Here is a 20,568-nt window from a genome sequence, read left to right as displayed (position 1 = left end):
CTACAGTTCCGACAGGCGCCCGCGCAGCATCTGCAGCATGGCCGAGAAATCCCGTCCGCCGTGGCCGAGGCCGTCGAACAGGGCGTAGAGCGCCTCGGCCTGGGCGCCCAGCGGGGTGGAGGCGCCCGACTTGGCCGCCGCGTCCTGAGCCAGCTTCAGGTCCTTCAGCATCATGGCCGAGGCGAAGCCGCCCTGATAGTCGCGGTTCGACGGGGCGGTCGGCACCGGCCCGGGCCAGGGATAGTAGCTGGTCACGCTCCAGCACTGGCCCGATGACTTGGACGCGATCTCGAAGAAGCGTTCGGGGTCCAGCCCCAGTTTCTCGGCCAGGGCGATGGCCTCGCACGTCCCCAGCATGGAAACGCCCAAAAGCATGTTGTTGCAGATCTTGGCCGCCTGACCCGCGCCGTGATCGCCCGCGCGGATGGCGATGCGGCTCATCGGCGCCAGGGCCGCCTCGACGCGGGCGAAATCGCCTTCGTCGCAGCCGACCATGAAGGCCAGGCTTCCCGCATCCGCCGCCGCCGTGCCGCCCGACACCGGGGCGTCGGCGAAGGCGTAGCCGGCCGATTTCGCCAGACCCGCGACCTTGCGCGCCGTCTCCACGTCGATGGTCGAACAGTCGAGCAACAGGGCCGACGACGGCGCCGCGCCGATGATCTGTTCGGAATAGACGCTCAGCACATGGGGTCCGGCCGGCAGCATGGTGATGACCACCTCGGCGTCCTTGACCGCCTCGGCGACCGAACCGACGGGAACACAGCCCTGCGACCGCGCCCGCTCCAGCGCGCTGGGCGACAGGTCGAAGGCGGCGACCGCATGGCCGGCCTTGGCCTGGTTCGCCGCCATGCCTCCGCCCATGTTGCCCAGGCCGATGAAGGCGATCTTGGTCATGGTCTCTCTCCCTTTTGTCAGCGTCGCGGTCAGGCCAGCGGCGTCCATTTTTCGTTGTCCGGCAAGGGCGCGAACAGGGCGTCCAGCGTCGCATCCGTAACGCCCGACAGGTCCGCCGGGGACCATTTCGGCGCATTGTCCTTGTCCACGATCACGGCGCGGACGCCTTCCTGGAAATCGGGCGTGCGCACGATGCGACCACCCAGCGCATATTCCATAGCCATGTTTTCGGCGAAGCTGTTCAGCGTCGCGCCCGTTCGGATCTGGCGCAGCGACACCTTCAGAGACTGCGGCGACTTGGTTTTCAGCGTCGCCAACTGCGTGAGCGCCCAGTCCGAGCCGTCCGCCTCCAGCGCGTCGAAAATCTCTTCCACCGTGTCGAAGGCGAACAGCCGGTCGATGCCCTCGCGCTCGAACGTGAAGCCGGGCGGGATCGGCATATCGTAATTGCCCACGGCCTCAATCGGACTAACCCCTGTCAGCAAGTCCGCCTTGAGCGCACCAATGTGTTCAGAGGGAACATAGTGGGTATGAATGCCGAGTTCGATTGTCTGTTGCGCCTTCAGCCGAACGCCCGTCAGGGCCAGCCACACGCCGGTCTGGCCCGGCAGGCGCGGCAGGAACCAGCCGCCGCCCACGTCGGGGAACAGGCCGATCCCCGTCTCGGGCATGGCGTAGGTGGTCCGCTCGGTCGCCACGCGAATGTCGGCCGGCTCCGAAATCCCGACCCCGCCGCCCATGACGACGCCGTCCACGACGGCCGTGATCGGCTTGGGATAGTCGAACATCAGATGGTTCAGCCGATATTCGGCCAGGAAGAAGGCCCTGGCCTCCACCGCATCGCCCGCCCCGCTCTCGGCGATCATGCGGATATCGCCGCCCGCGCAGAAGCCGCGCTCTCCCGCATGGTCGATCAGCACCGAGGTCACGGCCGGATCGTCGCGCCAGGACAGCAGGGCCTGGGTCATCGCCTCGCACATCGCCCGGTTCAACGCATGGATCGCCTTGGGCCGGTTCAGGGTGATGCGACCGACGGCGTTTTCGACGCGGGTGATGATCTCGACTTCACTCATCTGGCCATCTCCCGCGCGACGATCACCCGCATGATCTCGTTCGTCCCTTCCAGGATGCGGTGGACCCTGAGGTCGCGCACGATCCGTTCCAGCGGATAGTCCTTCAGATAGCCGTAGCCGCCGTGCAGTTGCAGGGCCTCGTCGGCGATCTGGAAACAGGCGTCGGTGGCCATCCGCTTGGCCATGGCGCACCATTTCGTCTTTTCCGGGTGGTCGTTGTCGATGGCCCAGGCGCCGCGCAGCACCATCAGGCGCGCGGCCTCCAGATCGGTCGCCATGTCGGCCAGGCGAAACTGAAGCGCCTGAAACTCGCCGATCGGTCGGCCGAACTGTTTGCGGGTGGCGACATAGTCTTGCGCCGTCTCCAGCGCCCGTCGCGCCCCGCCCAGGGAACAGGCGGCGATGTTCAGCCGCCCGCCGTCCAGCCCCGCCATGGCGTAGCGGAAGCCCGCGCCTTCTTCGCCCAGCAGATTGGGCGACCGGCACGCGGCAGTCGTCGAACTGTACGATGGCGGTCGGCTGGGCGTTCCAGCCCATTTTCCTTTCCTGCGCGCCGAACGACAGGCCGGGCGTCCCGGCCTCGACCACCAGGGCGCTGACGCCCTTCGGCCCCTCTCCGCCCGTGCGGACCATGACGACATAGATGTCAGACGTGCCCGCGCCGGAGATGAAAGCCTTTGACCCGTTAAGCACATAGTGGTCGCCGTCGCGCACGGCCGTCGTGCGCAAAGCCGCCGCGTCCGACCCCGACCCCGGCTCGGTCAGGCAATAGGAGGCGATCTTCTCCATCCCGACCAGCGACGGCACGAACCGGCCGCGCAGGTCGTCCGAGCCGAAACGGTCGATCATCCAGGTCGCCATATTGTGGATCGAGATGAAGGCCGCCGTCGCCACGTCGCCGCGCGACAGCTCCTCGAAGATCAGCGCCGCCTCGACCCGCCCCAGGGCCATGCCGCCGTGGTCCTCGCCCGTATAGATGCCGCAGAAGCCCATCTCGGCCGCCTGTTTCATCACCTCGACGGGGAAATGCTTCTCCTCGTCCCAGCGGGCGGAGTGGGGCGCCAGTTCGGCGTCGGAAAAGGCGCGCGCCGCGTCCTGGATGGCGCGCTGGTCGTCGGTAAGGGCGAAATCCATTCCCTGTTCTTTCCCTTCGTCATCCTCGGGCTTGTCCCGAGGATCCAGACTCCCGGTTTTGGGCCGGGCCCACGATCAGTACCGGGAGTCTGGGCCCTCGCCACAAGGGCGAGGGTGACGACCGGATACGAGGTCGAAGGATCAACGCATCGTCGGGATGACGAACGAACTGTCCGAATGCTCCAGGGCCGAATCCGGCCAGCGGGCGGTGACGGTCTTGGTCTTGGTCCAGAACCGCAGCCCTTCCATGCCGTGCTGGTTGATGTCGCCGAAGGCCGACCGCTTCCAGCCGCCGAAGGTGTGATAGGCGACCGGCACCGGGATCGGCACGTTGATGCCGACCATGCCCACGTTGACGCGGGCGGCGAAGTCGCGCGCCGCGCGGCCGTTCTGGGTGAAGATGGCGACGCCGTTTCCGTACTGGTGCTGCGACGGCAAGGCCAGGGCCTCCTCGAAGCTCTCGGCGCGCACGATCTGCAGCACGGGTCCGAAGATTTCCTCGCGGTAGGACTCCATCGTCGGCTTGACGTGGTCGAACAGGGACGGGCCGATGAAATAGCCCTTCTCGTGGCCCTGCAGGCTGAAGTCGCGGCCGTCCACGACCAGTTCGGCGCCTTCCTGAACGCCCTTTTCGATCCAGCCGGCGACGCGCGCGCGGTGCTGGGCCGTGACGACGGGACCATAGTGGGCGCCCGCGTCGGTGGAGACGCCGACCCGCATCGACGGGATTTCGGCGACCATCCGCTCGCGCAGTTCGTCGGCGGTCTTCTTGCCGACCGGGACGACGACGGGCAGAGCCATGCAGCGTTCCCCGGCCGAGCCATAGGCCGCGCCCGACAGGTCCTTGATCACCTGATCCATGTCGGCGTCGGGCAGGACGATGCCGTGGTTCTTGGCGCCGCCCATGGCCTGGACCCGTTTCCCGTGCGCCGCCCCGGTCTGATAGACATAGTGGGCGATGTCGGATGAGCCGACGAAGCTGACCGCGTGGACCAGCGGATGGGTCAGGACGGCGTCGACCGCCGCCTTGTCGCCATGGACGACGTTCAGCACGCCCTTGGGGGCGCCGGCTTCGAGCATCAGTTCGGCCAGGCGCACCGGCACAGACGGATCGCGCTCGGACGGCTTCAGCACGAAGGTGTTGCCCACCGCGATGGCCACGCCGAACATCCACATCGGGATCATGGCCGGGAAGTTGAACGGGGTGACGCCCGCCACCACGCCCAGCGGCTGGCGCATCGAATAGACGTCGATGCCCGGCCCGGCGCCATGGGTGTATTCGCCCTTCAGCGCGTGGGGGATGCCGCAGGCGAACTCGATCACCTCCAGCCCGCGCTGAATGTCGCCCTTGGAATCGGCGACGACCTTGCCGTGTTCGCTGGACAGCAGTTCGGCCAGTTCGGTCATGTTCGCCTCGACCAGGCGTTTGAACTCGAACATCACCCGCGCGCGACGCTGCGGATTGGTGGAGGCCCAGCCCTCGAAGGCGTTCTGCGCCGCCTGGACCGCGCGATCAACCTCGCCGACCGTGGCCAGCGGGACGCGGGCCTGAACCTCGCCCGTGTTGGGATTGAACACGTCGCCGAACCGGCCCGAGGCGCCCTCGAACGCCAGGCCGTCGATGAAGTGGCGAATGTCGCGTACCATGCCGAGTTATCCCTATGAGAATTTTTGCTGTTGCCAGCCTCATAGCAGGCAAGTTCACCCGCTTGCAGGCCAAAAACGGCATAAGTCGCCTGTCTGGAAAGTAACAACGGCGTGTCTGTCCACCAGGAGCCGAAACGCTCGATATTCCGATCATGCCAATAGTAAAATCAATGACTTGTGCGCGCGTCGTAAAGGGCTTGTTGCGCAATCCATAATCAGGCCCACTGTCGGATCGACGGTCGCAGGCGCGGCCGCAGGGGGACGGACGGGAAGCGTATGACGACGGCCTTCGCCACGGATCGGGTCTTCATCGGCGGCGTCTGGCGGGCGCCGGACGGGGGCGCGACCCTGCCGATCGACAACCCCTCCACGGGCGAGCCCCTGGGCCGTCTGGCGGCCGGAACCGCCGCCGACGTGGACGCCGCCGTCGAGGCCGCCCGCGCGGCTTTCGAGGGCGCCGACGAACAAGGCGCATGGGGCCGGACGACGGCGGTGGAGCGCGGCCGCATCCTGGCCCGCATGAGCCGCGAGGTGGAGGCCCGCATCGACCATCTGGCCGAGCTGGAGGCCCTGGATGTCGGCAAGCCCCTGAAACAGGCGCGCAACGACGTGATCGCCCTGGCCCGCTATCTGGAGTTCTACTCGGGCGCGGCGGACAAGCTGCACGGCGAGACGATCCCCTTTCAGGACGGCTACACCGTTTACACCCTGCGCGAGCCGCACGGGGTGACGGGACACATCATCCCCTGGAACTATCCGATGCAGATCATCGGGCGCTCGGTCGTGGCGGCTCTGTGCGTCGGCAACGCCGTGGTGCTGAAGCCGGCCGAACAGGCCTCGCTGACGGCCCTGGCCTTCGCCCGGATCGCCGCCGACTGCGGCCTGCCGGCCGGCGCCCTGAACGTCGTGCCCGGCACGGGGGCCGAGGCCGGCGCGGCCCTGGCGGCCCATCCGGGGATCGACCATCTGTCCTTCACAGGCTCGACCGGAGTGGGGGTGGCGATCCAGCAGGCGGCGGCGGCCAACGCCGTTCCCGTGACGCTGGAGCTGGGCGGCAAGTCGCCCCAGTTGGTGTTCGACGACGCCGATCTGGACAAGGCCCTGCCCTTCCTGGTCAACGCCGGAATCCAGAACGCAGGCCAGACCTGTTCGGCCGGGTCGCGCGTCCTGGTCCAGCGCGGCGTTTACGACGCCGTCGTGCGCCGCATGGCGGAACGCTTCGGCGCCCTGACGGTCGGCCCCGCCCTGGACGACCGCGACGTCGGCCCCCTGGTGTCGAAGAAGCAGCAGGCCATGGTCGAAGGCTTCATCGAGAAGGGGCGCGCCGACGGTCTGATCGTGGCCCAGGCGACCCTGGCCGACCTGCCCGAAGGCGGGGCCTATGTGGCGCCGACCCTGTTCGCCGGGGTCGCGCCCGATCATCCGCTGGCGCAGCAGGAGATTTTCGGCCCGGCCGTCGTGGTCATCCCCTTCGACACGGAGGCGCAGGCCGTCGCCATCGCCAACGGCACGCCCTATGGCCTGGTCGCCGGGGTCTGGACCGCCGACGGGGGGCGCCAGATGCGACTGGCGAAACGGCTGCGCGCGGGACAGGTCTTCATCAACAACTATGGCGCGGCGGGCGGGGTCGAACTGCCCTTCGGCGGCGTCGGCAAGTCGGGTCATGGACGGGAAAAGGGGTTCGAGGCGCTTTACGCCTTCACCGCCCTGAAGACCGTCGCGGCCCATCACGGATAGGAGCGCAGGCGTCGTGGGAGAGAACAGAGCCAGGCGGCTGGCCGGCAAGCGGGCCATCGTCACCGGCGGGGCCTCCGGCTTCGGCGCCGGCATCGCGCGCCGCTTCGCCGAGGAAGGCGCCCGCGTCATCGTCGCGGACCTGAACGGCGAGGCCGCCCGCGCCCTGGCCGCCGATCTGGGCGGCGCCGACCTGGGCGTGGCGGTCGACGTGTCCAGCGCCGAACAGGTCGCCGCCCTGGCGGAAACCGCCCACCGCCTGCTGGGCGGGATCGACATCGTGGTCAACAACGCCGGCGTCGGTCATACGCCCCAGCCGCTGGACGAACTGGCCGACGAGACCTTCGACCGCATCGCCGCCGTCAACATGCGCGCCCTCTATCTGATGTCGAAAGCCTTCGTGCCGGCGATGAAGGCGCAAGGGTCGGGCGCCGTCCTGAACATCGCCTCCACCGGCGGGGGGTCAGCCCCCGGCCGAACCTGACCTGGTACAACGCCTCGAAAGGCTGGGTCATCACGGCGACGCGGGCCATGGCGGTGGAGCTGGCGCCCTTCCAGGTGCGGGTGAACGCCCTGAACCCGGTGGCGGGCGACACGCCCTTGCTGAAGACCTTCATGGGGGCCGACACGCCCGAGGTGCGGGCCAAATTCCTGGCCTCCATCCCCATCGGCCGCTTTTCGACGCCCCAGGACATGGGCGCGGCGGCGGCCTTCCTGTGTTCGGACGACGCCTCGATGATCACGGGCGTGGCGCTGGAGGTGGACGGTGGCCGCTGCATCTGACCGCGTCTTCGACCTTTTGGTCCTGCCGGGCGACGGCATCGGACCCGAGATCGTCGGCGAAACCCTGCGGGTCGCCGACTGGTTCGGCCGCAAGGCCGGCCTGCGCCTGAGCCTGACCCAGGGCCTGGCGGGCGGGGCCAGCATCGACGCCGTCGGCGCGCCGGTGTCCGAGGCCGTGGTCGATCAGGCCCTGGCGTCGGACGCCGTGCTGTTCGGCGCCGTGGGCGGGCCGAAGTGGGACCACCTGCCCCGCGCCCAGCGGCCCGAGATGGGAATCCTGCGCCTGCGTCAGGCGCTGGACCTCTACGCCAACCTGCGGCCCGCCGTCTGTTTCGACGAACTGCTGGACGCCTCGGCCCTAAAGCCCGATCTGATCCGGGGCCTGGACATCCTGATCGTGCGCGAGGCGACGGCGGGCGTCTATTTCAGCCTGCCCCGCGCTAACACGGTCGATGCGGACGGCGCCCGCCGCGCCTATGACACCCAGGCCTATACGGAGGCCGAGATCGCCCGCGTCTGCCGCACCGCCTTCGAACTGGCCCGCAGCCGCAAGCGCCGTCTCTGTTCGGTGGACAAGGCCAACGTCATGGAGACCGGCGCCCTGTGGCGCGCGGTCGCCAGCGAGGTCGCGGCCGATTATCCCGACGTCGAACTGTCGCACATGTACGCCGACAACTGCGCCATGCAGCTGGTGCGGCGGCCGGATCAGTTCGACGTCATCGTCACCGACAATCTGTTCGGGGACATCCTGTCGGACGCCGCCGCCGCCCTGACGGGATCGCTGGGCCTGCTGCCTTCCGCCTCCCTGTCCGGCTTGGCCCAGGGCGGGCGCAGCCGGGGCCTTTACGAACCCATCCATGGCTCGGCGCCCGACATCGCGGGCCAGGGCGTCGCCAACCCCATCGCCACCATCCTGTCCTTCGCCCTGTGCCTGCGCTGGTCGCTGGACCGGGCGGACCTGGCCGACCGGCTGGAGCGGGCGGTGCGCCGGGTCGTGTCCAGCGGCGTGCGAACCCCCGACATCGCGGAAGCCGGGGTCGCCCCCGTCTCAACCACCCAGATGACCGACGCGGTTCTGGCCGCGCTGGACGCCGAAACCGAATGAGGTTGGACCGATGAGCGCCCCGACAATCCAGACCGTCATGGACCTGATCGACGGCCGCACCGACGATCTGGTCGCCCTGACCCAGGATTTGATCCGCTTTCCGACGGTGAACCCGCCGGGCGAAGCCTATCGCCCATGCGCCGAATACATCGGCGATCGGCTGAAAAAGCGCGGCTTCAAGGTCGAATACGTCCGGGGCGAGGGCTCGCCGGGCGACAGCGACAAATATCCCCGCACCAATGTCATCGCCCGCTGGGACGGCGTCGAGCCGGGCCCTTGCGTCCACTTCAACAGCCATATCGACGTGGTCGAGGTCGGCGCCGGCTGGACGGTCGATCCCTTCGGCGGCGAGGTGAAGGACGGCCGCATCTATGGCCGGGGCGCCTGCGACATGAAGGGCGGGCTGGCGGCCTCCATCCTGGCGGTCGAGGCCCTGATCGATTCCGGCCTGCCCCTGCCCGGCGCGCTGGAGATTTCGGGCACGGTGGACGAGGAATCCGGCGGCTACGGCGGCGTCGCCTATCTGGCCGAGCGGGGCTGGTTCTCCGAACCGCGCGTCAACCACGTCATCATCCCCGAGCCGCTGAACGTGGACCGAGTCTGCATCGGCCATCGCGGCGTCTGGTGGGCCGAAATCGAGACCAAGGGCCGCATCGCCCACGGCTCCATGCCCTTCCTGGGCGACTCGGCCATCCGCCACATGGGCGCGGTGATGGAGGCGTTCGAGAGCAAGCTCTATCCCGCCATGGCCGCCCGCCATTCCGACATGCCGGTGGTGCCCGAGGGGGCGCGCCAGTCGACGATGAACATCAACTCCATCCACGGCGGCCAGGCCGAGGGCTTCGACGGCCTGCCGGCGCCCTGCGTGGCGGATTCGACCCGCATGATCATCGACCGCCGCTTCCTGATCGAGGAGACGCTGGACGACGTGAAGGGCGAGGTGAAGGCCATACTGGACGGACTGGCGGCCCGGCGTCACGGCTTCCGCTACGAGATGCGCGACCTCTTCCAGGTGGCGCCCAGCATGGCAGACCGGGACGGGCCGGTGGCCAGCACCACCGCCGCCGCCATCCAGACCGTCCTGGGCAAGCGGGCGCAGTTCGTCTGCTCGCCCGGCACCTACGACCAGAAGCACGTCGACCGCATCGGCAAGCTGAAGGACTGCATCGCCTATGGTCCCGGCGTGCTGGACCTGGCGCACCAGCCGGACGAATGGGTCGGGATCGAGGACATGACCAACTCGGCCAAGGTCATGGCGCGCGCCGCCTACGACCTTCTGACCCGACGACGGAGCTAGGGCCTTTGGACGACGAGAACATCATCGGCCCGCGCCTGCGCGCCCTGCGCGAACGTCTGGGCCTGTCGCAGCGCGCCCTGGCCCGCAAGGCCGGCGTCCCCTCCAGCACCGTCAGCCTGGTCGAGAGCGGCCGGACCAGCCCCTCGGTCGGATCGCTGAAACGCCTGCTGGACGCGGCGGGCGTGTCGCTGGGCGAGTTCTTCAGCTCCGAGTTCGAAGCCTCGACCAAATATTTCTATCGCCACGACGAACTGACCGACATCTCGCGCGGCGAGGTGTCCTATCGCCAGCTGGGCCGGGGCCACGGCAGCAGCCTGCAGATCCTCTACGAAACCTACCAGCCCGGATCCGATAGCGGCCGGGTCATGCTGTCCCACGAAGGGGAGGAGGGCGGGCTGATCATCTCCGGCCGTCTGGAGGTGACGGTGGACGGCCAGTCGCGGGTGCTGAAGGCCGGCGACGGCTATCTGTTTCCCAGCCCCCTGCCCCATCGTTTCCGCAATGTGGGCGACACGCCGTGCGTCGTGATCAGCGCCTGCACGCCCCCGACCTTCTGACAAGTCGATTATTTGATCAGAATCCTGATCAAGATTCTTTATTTCCGAGAGATGTCAGCTATTTGCCTTGCGCAAGAAATAGGCTTGCCGCGCTTCGCGTTTGGTCAGCTACTTCTCATGTGGCGGCGGGATGGAACGGGGGCTTGGCGGCCAGGGCCGCAGGGTTCGATCCAGGGCGCCAACAGGGACGGCGGGCCCCGTAAGTCTCGCTGATCGGCGGCGCAAGATCGCTCAGAACGATCCCGCGGCCTTAGAGGGGATGTGGACGATGAATCGTCTTTTGGTCAGCGTATCCGCCGGGGCGCTCGCCGCCCTGATGTCTGTCGGCCTGGCGTCCGGCGCCCAGGCCCAGACCCAGGCTCAGGCCCAGTCCAAACCGCAAGAGGCCGAGCGCGCCGACCGGGTGGACGACGTCATCGTCACCGCCCAGCGCCGCGAACAGGCGGCCCAGGACGTCGGCATCGCGCTCAGCGTCCTCAGCGGCGAGACCCTGACCAAACAGGGCGTCACCAACGTCAACCAGCTTCAGAACGTCACCCCGAACCTGGAGGTTGAACCGGCCTTCGGCGGCGGCGCGGCCCAGTTCCGCATGCGCGGCGTGGGCTTTCAGGACTACGCCTCCAACAACTCGCCCACCGTCGGCGTCTATGTGAACGAGGTCGCCTATCCGGTCCCGGTCATGACCCAGGGCCTGATCTTCGACATCGACCGGGTCGAGGTGCTGCGCGGGCCGCAGGGCACGCTGTACGGCCGCAACACCACCGGCGGCGCCATCAGCTTCGTGACCAAACGGCCGACCGAGGACCTGGCCGCCGGCCTGATGACCGAATGGGGAACCTTCGAGCAGTTCCGGGCCGAGGGCTATGTCTCGGGTCCGATCGGCGGGGGTCTGCGCGGTCGCCTGGCCGTCTCGACCGAGCAGGGCGGCGCCTGGCAGCGCAATCGCGACACGGGCCAGAGCCTGGGCGACGCCGACCGCACCGGCGCGCGCGCCCTGATAGCCTGGGACCCGACCGAAAACCTGTCCCTGTTGCTGGACGTGCATGGCGGGATCGACAAGTCCGAGAACCAGGGCCTGTATCTGCTCAGCGACCTGGTGACGCGCGGCGGGCGCACGGGCAGCCGCCGTATTCCCGCCGACCGGGACCACTCCAAGACCGGCTGGGGCATCTCGCCCCGCTTCGCCGCCTCCATCGGCCGCAGCCCGGACGCCAAGCCCGGTCGCGACAACTCGTCCTGGGGCACGTCGCTGAACGCCAACTGGGCGTTGAACGGCATGACCCTGACCAGCATCACCAGCTATGAGACGCTGAAGCGCAGCGAATACGGCGACTGGGATTCCAGCCCCTCGGTCGAGGCCGACACCTTCTTCGGCAGCGACGTGGACGTCAGCTCGCAGGAACTGCGCCTGGCCTCGGACGGCGACGGGCCGCTGACCTGGGTGGCGGGCTTCTATGCGTCCAAACAGGATTTGAACGAGCGCTATTTCTCGGACTTCATCGACATCTACGGCACCTACGCCCAGGTCACTTACGACCAGTCGGTCAAGTCGTGGAGCGTGTTCGGCCAAGGCGAATACGCCATCACCGATCAGTTGAAGGCCATCCTGGGCCTGCGGTACGAGGAAGAAACGCGCGCGCTTCAGGGCTTCGGCTCGGCCTTCGGCGGCGCAACGGCCCTGCCGCCCACCACGGTCGAAACCAAGATGACGCCCCTGACCGGCAAGGCCGCGCTGGAGTTCAAGCCGGCCGACAATCTGCTGATCTACGGTTCGGCCAGCCGGGGCGCCAAGTCGGGCGGCTTCACCACCTACAACACCGGCGACCGCAGCGGCATCCAGCCGTTCAACCCGGAAATCCTGTGGGCCTACGAGGTCGGGTTCAAGGCCGATCCGTCGCGCGCGCTGCAACTGAACGGCGCGGCCTATTTCTATAAATACACCGACCAGCAGGTGCTGTCGGCGGTCTGGGGCCAGAACGGTCCGGTCGGCCGGTTCGCCAATGTGCCGTCCTCGCACATCTGGGGCGCCGAGCTGGAGGCGGTGCTGCGGCCCGTCGCCGGCCTGCGGATCAGCCAGTCGCTCAGCTACAAGAAGGGCGAGTACGACGAGTACGAGGCCATGGACGTCCCGGCCTCCCGCCTGGCCGGCCGCGCGGTCTATGTCGACAAGTCGGGCGACCCCATCCTGTTCCCCGCCTGGTCCTATGCCGGCTCGATCAGCTACGACTGGTCGGTCGATGGTTTCGCCGTAACGGCCGAAACCAACTACAGCTATCGGGACGAATATCCGTCGTGGCTGGGGGCGAAATACGACGTGCCCGCCTACTGGCTGGCCAACGCCAGCGTGACCGTGGGTCCGGAAAACGCCAACTGGTCGGTCGCCTTCTGGGCGCGCAACCTGTTCGATCAGGAATACGACCTGACGCGCAACTTCTTCACAACCGCCGACATCGCCCAGCCGGGCCGTCCGCGCACCATCGGCGTGCGTCTGAGCCTGGCCTATTGAGGCCCGGTCGGGCGGTGCGGCCCCGCGTCGCACCGCCCGTCTCAGCCCTGATCGTCACGCCCGAAATCCTGATCGGAACGCGACCGGGGACCAATCTTTTCAACATGTTGAAGCAACGGAATAACAGGCTTTCCTTCGCCGGCCTTTCATCCGCTATTGGTCGCCGCGAAAGGACCACCGCATGACACCCCAGGCCGCCAACGACCTCGATCCCTTCTGGATGCCGTTCACCGCGAACCGCAGCTTCAAGGCGCACCCCAGGTTGCTGGCCTCAGCCAGGGACATGCACTATTTCACGCCCGACGGCCGCCGCATCCTGGACGGGACGGCGGGTCTTTGGTGCGTCAACGCCGGCCATGCGCGAAAGCCCATCGTCGAGGCGATCCAGCGCCAGGCCGAGGTGCTGGACTACGCCCCCACCTTCCAGCTGGGCCATCCGCTGGTGTTCGAACTGGCGGCGCGTCTGGGCCTGCTCTTTCCCGCCGACATCGACCACGTCTTCTTCGCCGGCTCGGGTTCGGAAGCCGTGGACAGCGCCTTGAAGATCGCCCTGGCCTATCAACGGTCGCGCGGCTTCGAGAACCGCACGCGCCTGATCGGCCGCCAGAAGGGCTATCACGGCGTCGGCTTCGGCGGCATTTCCGTAGGCGGGCTGGAGAACAACAAACGCGGCTTCCTGACCCTGCCGGGCGTCGATCACCTGCCCCACACGCTGAACCTGGAAGAGGCCGCCTTCTCGCGCGGGCAGCCCGCCTGGGGCGCCCACCTGGCCGACGAGCTGGAAATCCTGATCGACCAGCACGGCGCCGAGACCATCGCCGCCGTCATCGTGGAGCCCCTGTCGGGTTCGGCCGGGGTCATCGTGCCGCCGGTCGGCTATCTGGAGCGTCTGCGCGAGATCACGGCGCGCCACGACATCCTGCTGATCTTCGACGAGGTCATCACCGGCTTCGGCCGCGTGGGCGGCGTGACGGCGGCCGAGACGCTGGGCGTCACCCCCGACCTGATGACCTGCGCCAAGGGGTTGACCAACGGGGCGGTGCCGATGGGGGCCGTCGGGGTTCGCAAGGGCATCTACGACGCCGTGGTGAACGGCGCGGCCGGACCGGGGATCGAGCTCTTCCACGGCTACACCTATTCCGGCCATCCGCTGGCAGCCGCCGCCGCCCTGGCGACCCTGGACGTCTATGAGGCCGAGGGGCTGTACGACCGGGCGCACGATCTGGGCGACTATTGGGAAGAGGCGGTCCACAGTCTGAAGGGCCTGCCCAACGTCATCGACGTGCGCAATCTGGGCCTTGTCGCCGCCGTCGAGCTGGCCCCCCGGCCCGAGACGCCGGGCGCCCGCGCGACCGAGGTTTTCCACCGCGCCTTCGATACCGGCCTGCTGATCCGGGTGACGGGCGACGTCATCGCCCTGTCGCCGCCGCTGATCATCGACAAGGCCCAGATCGACGAACTGGTCAGCGGCCTGGCCGATCTGATCAAGACAACACCCTGAAACACAGCCTGACGGCGCGCGCGATTTGGGCGATGCTGCACCATCGGCGAAGAGGAGACGGCACGACGTGAGGCGCGGATCGGCAGATAGGGTGTGGAGCCGGTTCAGCCGCGCCGTTCTGGCGGCCGCCCTGCTGCTGGGCCTGACCGCCCTGCCCGCCGCCGTTCAGGCTCAGGCGCCCCCCCGAACTTCTGGTGATCGGCTGGTGCTGGGCCTGCCGCTGGAGCCGCCCAACCTGGACCCCACCTCGGGCGCGGCGGCGGCGGTGGACGAGGTGGTTTACGCCAACGTCTTCGAGGGCTTGACAAAACTGACGCAGAACGGCGCGGTCGCCCCGCTTCTGGCCGAAAGCTGGGAGGCGTCGCCCGACGGCCTGACCTGGACCTTCCACCTGCGGCGCGGCGTGACCTTCTCCGACGGATCGCCCTTCGACGCCTCGGTCGCCAAATTCAGCCTGGACCGCATCACCGCGCCCGGCTCAACCAATGCGCAGAAGGCCCTGTTCGCCCCGATCCAGCGGGTGGAGGTCGTCGATCCGGCGACCCTTCGCATCCATCTGTCCCGACCGATGGCGACCCTGCCCTATGTCCTGGCCTGGGGCGATGCGGTGATGGTGTCGCCCAAGAGCGCCGCGACCGAGGCCGTCGCTCCGGTCGGCACCGGCCCGTTCCGCCTGCAAGGCTGGCAGCGCGGCAGCCAGCTGACCCTGGTGCGCCGCGACGGCTATTGGGGAACGCCGCCCCGGCTGAACACCGTCGTCTTCCGCTTCATCGGCGACCCGACCGCCGCCTTCGCCGCCGTCAGCGCCGGGGACGTGGACGCCTTCCCCAACTATCCCGCGCCCGAGAACGCCGCCCAGTTCCAGCGCGATCCGCGTTTCCGCGTCGTGGTCGGCGCGTCCGAGGGCAAGGTCATCCTGGGGATCAACAACGCCAGGGCGCCGTTCAACGACGTGCGGGTGCGTCGCGCCCTGTCCTACGCCATCGACCGCGACGCCCTGATCCAGGGGGCCATGTTCGGCTTCGGCGAGCCGATCGGCAGCCACTATTCGCGTCAGGCGCCGGGCTATGTCGACCTGACCGGCCTCTATCCGCACGACCCGGCCAGGGCGCGCGCCCTGCTGGCCGAGGCGGGTCATCCCAACGGGATCGACGTGACCCTGCGTTTGCCGCCCCGCCCCTACGCCCGGCGCAGCGGCGAGGTGCTGGTCTCGCAACTGGCCCAGGCGGGCATCCGCGCGAAGATCGAGAATCTGGAATGGGCCCAGTGGCTGGATCAGGTGTTCAAACGCCGCCAGTTCGACCTGACCATCGTCGAACACGTCGAGCCGATGGACTACGACATCTATGGCCGGAAGGACTATTATTTCGGCTATGACAGCCCTGCGTTCGACGCCCTGTTGAAACAGGTTCAGGCTGCGCCGGACGAGGCGACGCGCACCCGCCTGCTGGGCGACCTGCAACGCCGCATCGCCGAGGACGCGGTCAACGGCTTCCTGTTCCAGTCGTCGCGCATCGGGGTGTGGAAGGCCGGTCTGAACGGCCTATGGATCAACGCCCCCATCGCCGCCAACGACGTGACCGGCGCCTATTGGGAAGGGTCGGGACCAGCGGGTGAAGCGACGAGTGGACGTAACGGCGCCACCTTGCCCTGGGGCTGGATCGGCCTGATCGCGGGCGCCGCCCTTCTGGCCTTCGTCGGCTGGCGGTTCGGCGCGGTCTGGCTGGCGAGGAAGCTGGGCGGCCATGCCCTGACCCTGCTGGCGGCGACGGTCGTGATCTTCCTGTTGCTCCAGGTCGTGCCGGGCGATCCGGCCAGCTATATGATGGGGTTGAACGCCAGCCCGGAAAGCATCGCCGCCCTGCGCCAGCAGATGGGGCTGGAGGGCTCGGGCCTCGAACGCTACCTGGCCTGGCTCGGCGATCTGCTGACCGGCCGCTTCGGGACCAGCTACACCTATCAGGTGCCGGTCGGCGGGCTGATCGCCGAGCGTCTGGCCGTCTCCGCCCCCCTGGCCCTGATGGCCACCGTCCTGTCCCTTCTGGTCGCCCTGCCCATAGGCGTCGCCGCCGCCAGCCGTCGCGGCACGGCGGTCGACACCGGACTGATCGGCCTGACCCAGATGGGCGTCGCCCTGCCCAACTTCTGGATCGCCATGCTGCTGATCCTGCTGTTCTCGGTGAACCTGGGCTGGTTCTCGGCGGGCGGCTTTCCGGGCTGGAGCGGCGGCTTGTGGCCCGCCTTCAAGGCCCTGATCCTGCCGGCCGTGGCGCTCGCCGCGCCCCAGGCCGCCATCCTGGCCCGCGTGTTGAGGACCGCCCTTCTGGACACGATGAACGAGGACTATGTCCGCACCGCCCGCGCCAAGGGTCTCAGCGTCAATCAGGCCCTGTGGCGGCATGCGCTCAGGAACGCCTGGATTCCGGTCCTGACCATCCTGGGCCTTCAGTTCCCCTTCCTTCTGGCCGGCGGCATCATCATCGAGAACGTCTTCTCCCTGCCCGGCCTGGGGCGTCTGGTCTTTCAGGCCATCACCCAGCGCGACCTGATCGTGGTGCAGGGCGTGGTGGTGGTGCTGGTCTTCGCCGTGGTCCTGGTCAGCTTCCTGATCGACCTGGCCTATCTGTTCGCCGATCCGCGCCTGAGGGGGCGTCGCGCATGACCCAGGTCGTCGCCCTTCCCCCCTCGATCCCGACGCGCGCCCGCTGGCCCCTGTCGCTGGTCGTCGGCCTGATCCTGACGGCGTCGGTGATCGCCACCGCCCTGACGGCCCTGGTCTGGACTCCCTACGATCCGGCGGCGGTGGACATCGCCGCCAAGCTGAGCGCGCCGTCCGCCGCCCACTGGATGGGGACCGACCATTTCGGCCGCGACGTCCTGTCGATGATCATGGCGGGCGCGCGGAACTCCCTGATCGTCGCCTTGGTCGCGGTCGGCGTCGGCGCGGGCGTCGGCACGCCGCTGGGTCTTCTGGCGGCGGCGCGCGGCGGTTGGATCGACGAGCTGGTGATGCGCGGCAACGACCTGATCTTCGCCTTCCCCGCACTGTTGCTGGCGGTCATGATCACCGCCGTCATGGGGCCGGGCGCGATCAATGCGATCATCGCCATCGGCGTCTTCAACATTCCGGTCTTCACCCGCGTGGCGCGCGGCGCGGCGCAAGGATTGTGGACCCGCGAATATGTCCTGGCGGCCCGCACGGCCGGCAAGTCCAGGGCGCTGATCTCGGTCCAGCACATCCTGCCCAATCTGATGAGCCTGCTGATCGTCCAGGCGGCCATACAGTTCGCCGTCGGCATCGTGGCCGAGGCGGGCCTGTCCTATGTCGGCCTGGGCGCCCAGCCGCCGGCGCCCAGTTGGGGCCGGATGCTGGCCGAGGCCCAGACCCTGATCGGCTTCGCGCCGTGGCTGGCCGTCATGCCGGGACTGGCCATCTTCGTGACCGTGCTGGGCCTCAGCCTGACCGGCGACGGCCTGCGCGACCTGTTCGATCCCCGCGTGCGGCGGGAGCGTCGCGCATGAGCGTCCTCGACATCCGCGACCTGAACCTGACCATCGGCCAGACGCCGATCCTGAAAGGGGTTTCGCTGTCCGTCGCCCCCGGCGAGATCCTGGGCCTGGTCGGCGAAAGCGGATCGGGCAAGTCGATGACGGCCCTGGCCGTGCTGGGCCTGACGCCGCCGCGCGCGACCCTGACCGGCGACATCCGCCTGAACGGCCGGGCGATCTCCAACGCCCCCGACGCCCTGATGCAGCAGATGCGCGGCCGCGAGGTCGGCATCGTGTTTCAAGAGCCGATGACGGCCCTGAACCCCGTCATGACCATCGGCGATCAGGTCGCCGAGACGGTGCGCCTGCACAGGAAGGTGTCGCGCAAGGCGGCCCTGGCCGTGGCCCGTTCGGTGCTGGACCGCGTCGGCCTGCCCGCCGACCGCTTCCCCCTGACCCGCTATCCGCACGAGCTGTCGGGCGGCCAGAGGCAGCGCGTCGCCATCGCCATCGCCATCGCCCTAACGCCGAAACTGCTGATCGCGGACGAAGCGACGACGGCTCTGGACGTCACCACCCAGGCCCAGGTGCTGGACCTGTTGAAACGGCTGGTGCGCGAGGACGGCATGGGCCTGATCCTCATCACCCACGACCTGGCCGTGGTGGCCGAGACCTGCGACCGTCTGGCGGTGATGAAGGACGGCGAGGTGGTCGAGGAAGCGCCGGTCGGCCGCATCCGCACGGGCATGACCCATCCCTACTCGCAACGCCTGCTGGCCAATGCGACCCACGCGCCGGTGCGCCGCAGCCGGCCTCAGGCCGACGCCGCCCCCGTGCTGGAGGTCCAGGGCCTGGTGCGCGATTACGGCGGCGCGCCCGCCCTGTTCGGCAAGTCCAGAACCTTCCGCGCCGTCGACGACGTCAGCCTGTCGATCCAGCCGGGCGAGAGCGTCGGACTGGTGGGCGAAAGCGGCTGCGGCAAGTCCACCCTTCTGCGCGCCATCCTGGCGCTGGAACCGCCCCAGGCCGGCCGCGTCCGGGTCAAGGGCCGCGACATCACCGCCGCGCGCGGCGCCGCGCGGAAGGCCATCCGCCGCGACATTCAGGTGGTGTTCCAGGACCCCTACGGCAGTTTCGACCCGCGCTGGAAGGTCCGCGATCTGGTCGCCGAAAACTTCCACCTGCTGGACGTAAGGCCCGACCCCGCAGAGGCCCGCCGCCGCATCGACGAAATGCTGGAGCGCGTCGGCCTGGCCAGCGGCGCCGCCGACCGCTATCCACACGAGTTCTCGGGCGGCCAGCGCCAGCGCATCGCCATCGCCCGCGCCCTGATCACCGAACCCTCGGTCATCTGTCTGGACGAGGCGGTGTCGGCCCTGGACGTTTCTGTCCGGGCCCAGGTGCTGGACCTGCTGGCCGACCTGTCGGATCGTCTCGGCCTGTCCTACCTCTTCGTCACCCATGACCTCGGCGTGGTCCGAAGCGTCACGGATCGCCTCCTGGTCATGCAGGGCGGCAGGATCGTCGAACAGGGCCAGACCGCCGCCGTCTTCGCCGCCCCGGCCCACCCCTATACGCAGAAGCTTCTGGCGGCGACGCCGGATCTGGTCCGCAATCCCGTCCTGGAAAAGGAAACCGCCCGATGAACCGCAGAACCGTCCTCGGCTCGGCCCTGATCGGCGCCGCAGCCTCCGCCGCCGGCGCCGCGAGCGCCAAGCCGGCCGCTCAAGCCGCCGCCCGCGCCTCGGGCCGCACCGGGCCGCTGAACCTGATCACCGATGTGGAGGGCCTACAGGTCGGCCAGGCCCACGACGCCGACGTGCGCACCGGCGTCACCGTCATCCTGGCCGAAAAGCCGGCCACCGCCGCCGTCGACGTGCGCGGCGGCGGCCCCGCCGGACGCGAGACCGACGTGCTGCGGCCCGAGAACCTGGTGCAGGAGGTGGACGCCATCATCCTGTCGGGCGGCTCGGTCTATGGGCTGGGGTCGGCCGACAGCGTCGCCGCCTGGATGGGGATGCGCGGGCGCGGCTATGGCATGGGCGGGGCGCCGGGCGTGCCGCCCTCGCCCATCATCCCGACCGCCTGCCTCTACGATCTGGCCAATGGCGGGAACAAGCAGTGGGGGATGGAGCCGCCCTATCGCCGACTGTCGGTCCAGGCGCTGGAAGCCGCCGGCGACCGCTTCGACCTGGGCACGGCCGGCGCCGGCTATGGCGCCGAGGCCGGGGCGCTGAAGGGCGGGATCGGCTCGGCCTCGGCGGTGATGGAGGCGGGCTGGACGGTCGGCGCCATCGTCGCGGTCAACAGCGTCGGCTCGGTCGTCGCGCCCGGCGGCAAGACCTTCTGGGCCGCCCCCTATGAGATCGGCGACGAGTTCGGCGGCCTGGGCGCCGTGGGTCTTCACGCCTCGGCCGAGGACTGGGGTCTGTCCAAGTTCCGCGCGCGCCCGCGCGAGAACACGACCATCGCCTGCATCGCCACCGACGTGGCCCTGACGCGGGTGGAATGCCAGCGCATGGCCATCATGGCCCAGGACGGCATGGCCCGCGCCATTCGCCCCAGCCACGCCCCCTTCGACGGCGACACCCTGTTCTGCCTGTCCACCGGCAAGAAACAGATTGACAACCCGGCGCTGCGCCAGGTCGCGGTTGCCCAGTTGGGCAACGTCGCCGCCGACGTCCTGGCCCGCGCCGTGGCGCGCGGCGTCTATCACGCCACCAACTATCAGGGCGCCGCCGGCAAGACCTGGCGAGAGCTGTCGGTCTAGATTTTTCAGCGTGTCGATTTCGCGGCGAGGGGCCTGGGCGAAGCGCGGTTGTTGCTGACGTTTCTGGACTGTGTGTGG

At 68.8% G+C, this 20,568-nt stretch carries 15 protein-coding genes and 1 pseudogene; 12 read left to right on the top strand and 4 right to left on the bottom strand.

The genetic code is table 11. From position 1 onward, the window contains the following. The 4 genes and pseudogenes from mmsB to QE389_RS12785 all read right to left on the bottom strand — a co-directional run bounded on the left by mmsB (position 1) and on the right by QE389_RS12785 (position 4,748). Positions 1–894: a 3-hydroxyisobutyrate dehydrogenase gene (gene mmsB / locus QE389_RS12800; protein ID WP_307367935.1), complete on the bottom strand. Its 894-nt coding sequence runs from the start codon at positions 892–894 to the stop codon at positions 1–3. Positions 895–923: 29 nt separating this feature from the next. Continuing rightward, positions 924–1,967, bottom strand: coding sequence for an enoyl-CoA hydratase/isomerase family protein (locus tag QE389_RS12795; RefSeq protein ID WP_307367934.1), 1,044 nt, complete (start codon positions 1,965–1,967; stop codon positions 924–926). Continuing rightward, positions 1,964–3,101: pseudogene (locus tag QE389_RS12790) on the bottom strand (isobutyryl-CoA dehydrogenase). Before QE389_RS12790 ends, QE389_RS12795 begins: the two are co-directional and overlap by 4 nt. A gap of 141 nt (positions 3,102–3,242) precedes the next feature. After that, positions 3,243–4,748: a CoA-acylating methylmalonate-semialdehyde dehydrogenase gene (locus QE389_RS12785; protein WP_307367933.1), complete on the bottom strand. Its 1,506-nt coding sequence runs from the start codon at positions 4,746–4,748 to the stop codon at positions 3,243–3,245. A gap of 276 nt (positions 4,749–5,024) precedes the next feature. On the opposite strand from QE389_RS12785, the gene QE389_RS12780 reads away from it, so the two are divergent. From QE389_RS12780 to QE389_RS12725, 12 genes are all read left to right on the top strand, one after another. Then, positions 5,025–6,485: an aldehyde dehydrogenase family protein gene (locus QE389_RS12780; RefSeq protein ID WP_307367931.1), complete on the top strand. Its 1,461-nt coding sequence runs from the start codon at positions 5,025–5,027 to the stop codon at positions 6,483–6,485. 13 nt (positions 6,486–6,498) lie between these two features. Then, a complete protein-coding gene (locus tag QE389_RS12775) occupies positions 6,499–6,966 on the top strand; it encodes an SDR family NAD(P)-dependent oxidoreductase (protein WP_307367929.1) in 468 nt (155 codons plus the stop codon). Beyond that, positions 6,963–7,265 (top strand): SDR family oxidoreductase, encoded by a 303-nt coding sequence (locus QE389_RS12770; RefSeq protein ID WP_307369088.1) that lies wholly within the window; start codon positions 6,963–6,965, stop codon positions 7,263–7,265. The genes QE389_RS12775 and QE389_RS12770 overlap by 4 nt, the downstream gene beginning before the upstream one ends. After that, on the top strand, positions 7,249–8,370 hold the full coding sequence (gene leuB / locus QE389_RS12765; protein ID WP_307367926.1) for a 3-isopropylmalate dehydrogenase: 1,122 nt from the start codon (positions 7,249–7,251) through the stop codon (positions 8,368–8,370). Before QE389_RS12770 ends, leuB begins: the two co-directional genes overlap by 17 nt. A 10-nt stretch (positions 8,371–8,380) precedes the next feature. Then, positions 8,381–9,667 carry an acetylornithine deacetylase/succinyl-diaminopimelate desuccinylase family protein gene (locus QE389_RS12760; RefSeq protein WP_307367923.1) on the top strand — a complete coding sequence of 429 codons (1,287 nt, stop codon included), beginning with the start codon at positions 8,381–8,383 and terminating at the stop codon, positions 9,665–9,667. Positions 9,668–9,672: 5 nt separating this feature from the next. Next, a complete protein-coding gene (locus tag QE389_RS12755; RefSeq protein WP_307367919.1) occupies positions 9,673–10,224 on the top strand; it encodes a cupin domain-containing protein in 552 nt (183 codons plus the stop codon). Positions 10,225–10,492: 268 nt separating this feature from the next. Continuing rightward, positions 10,493–12,730 (top strand): TonB-dependent receptor, encoded by a 2,238-nt coding sequence (locus QE389_RS12750; RefSeq protein ID WP_307367916.1) that lies wholly within the window; start codon positions 10,493–10,495, stop codon positions 12,728–12,730. 181 nt (positions 12,731–12,911) lie between these two features. Beyond that, complete coding sequence (locus QE389_RS12745; RefSeq protein ID WP_307367913.1) at positions 12,912–14,231, top strand: aspartate aminotransferase family protein; 1,320 nt, start codon at positions 12,912–12,914, stop codon at positions 14,229–14,231. A 67-nt stretch (positions 14,232–14,298) separates the two neighbouring features. Then, positions 14,299–16,893, top strand: a complete 2,595-nt coding sequence (locus tag QE389_RS12740) for an ABC transporter substrate-binding protein (RefSeq protein ID WP_307367911.1) — start codon at positions 14,299–14,301, stop codon at positions 16,891–16,893. Next, positions 16,890–17,753: an ABC transporter permease gene (locus QE389_RS12735; protein WP_307367908.1), complete on the top strand. Its 864-nt coding sequence runs from the start codon at positions 16,890–16,892 to the stop codon at positions 17,751–17,753. The genes QE389_RS12740 and QE389_RS12735 overlap by 4 nt, the downstream gene beginning before the upstream one ends. Then, positions 17,750–19,366: an ABC transporter ATP-binding protein gene (locus QE389_RS12730; protein ID WP_307367905.1), complete on the top strand. Its 1,617-nt coding sequence runs from the start codon at positions 17,750–17,752 to the stop codon at positions 19,364–19,366. Before QE389_RS12735 ends, QE389_RS12730 begins: the two co-directional genes overlap by 4 nt. Continuing rightward, positions 19,363–20,490 (top strand): P1 family peptidase, encoded by a 1,128-nt coding sequence (locus tag QE389_RS12725; protein ID WP_307367902.1) that lies wholly within the window; start codon positions 19,363–19,365, stop codon positions 20,488–20,490. The genes QE389_RS12730 and QE389_RS12725 overlap by 4 nt, the downstream gene beginning before the upstream one ends. Positions 20,491–20,568: the final 78 nt, after the last annotated feature.

Origin of the sequence: Brevundimonas sp. SORGH_AS_0993 (assembly GCF_030818545.1) — a bacterium.
Lineage (GTDB): Bacteria > Pseudomonadota > Alphaproteobacteria > Caulobacterales > Caulobacteraceae > Brevundimonas.
Note: the sequence above shows the minus strand (reverse complement) of the source record. Positions and strands in the feature narration are given on the sequence as shown.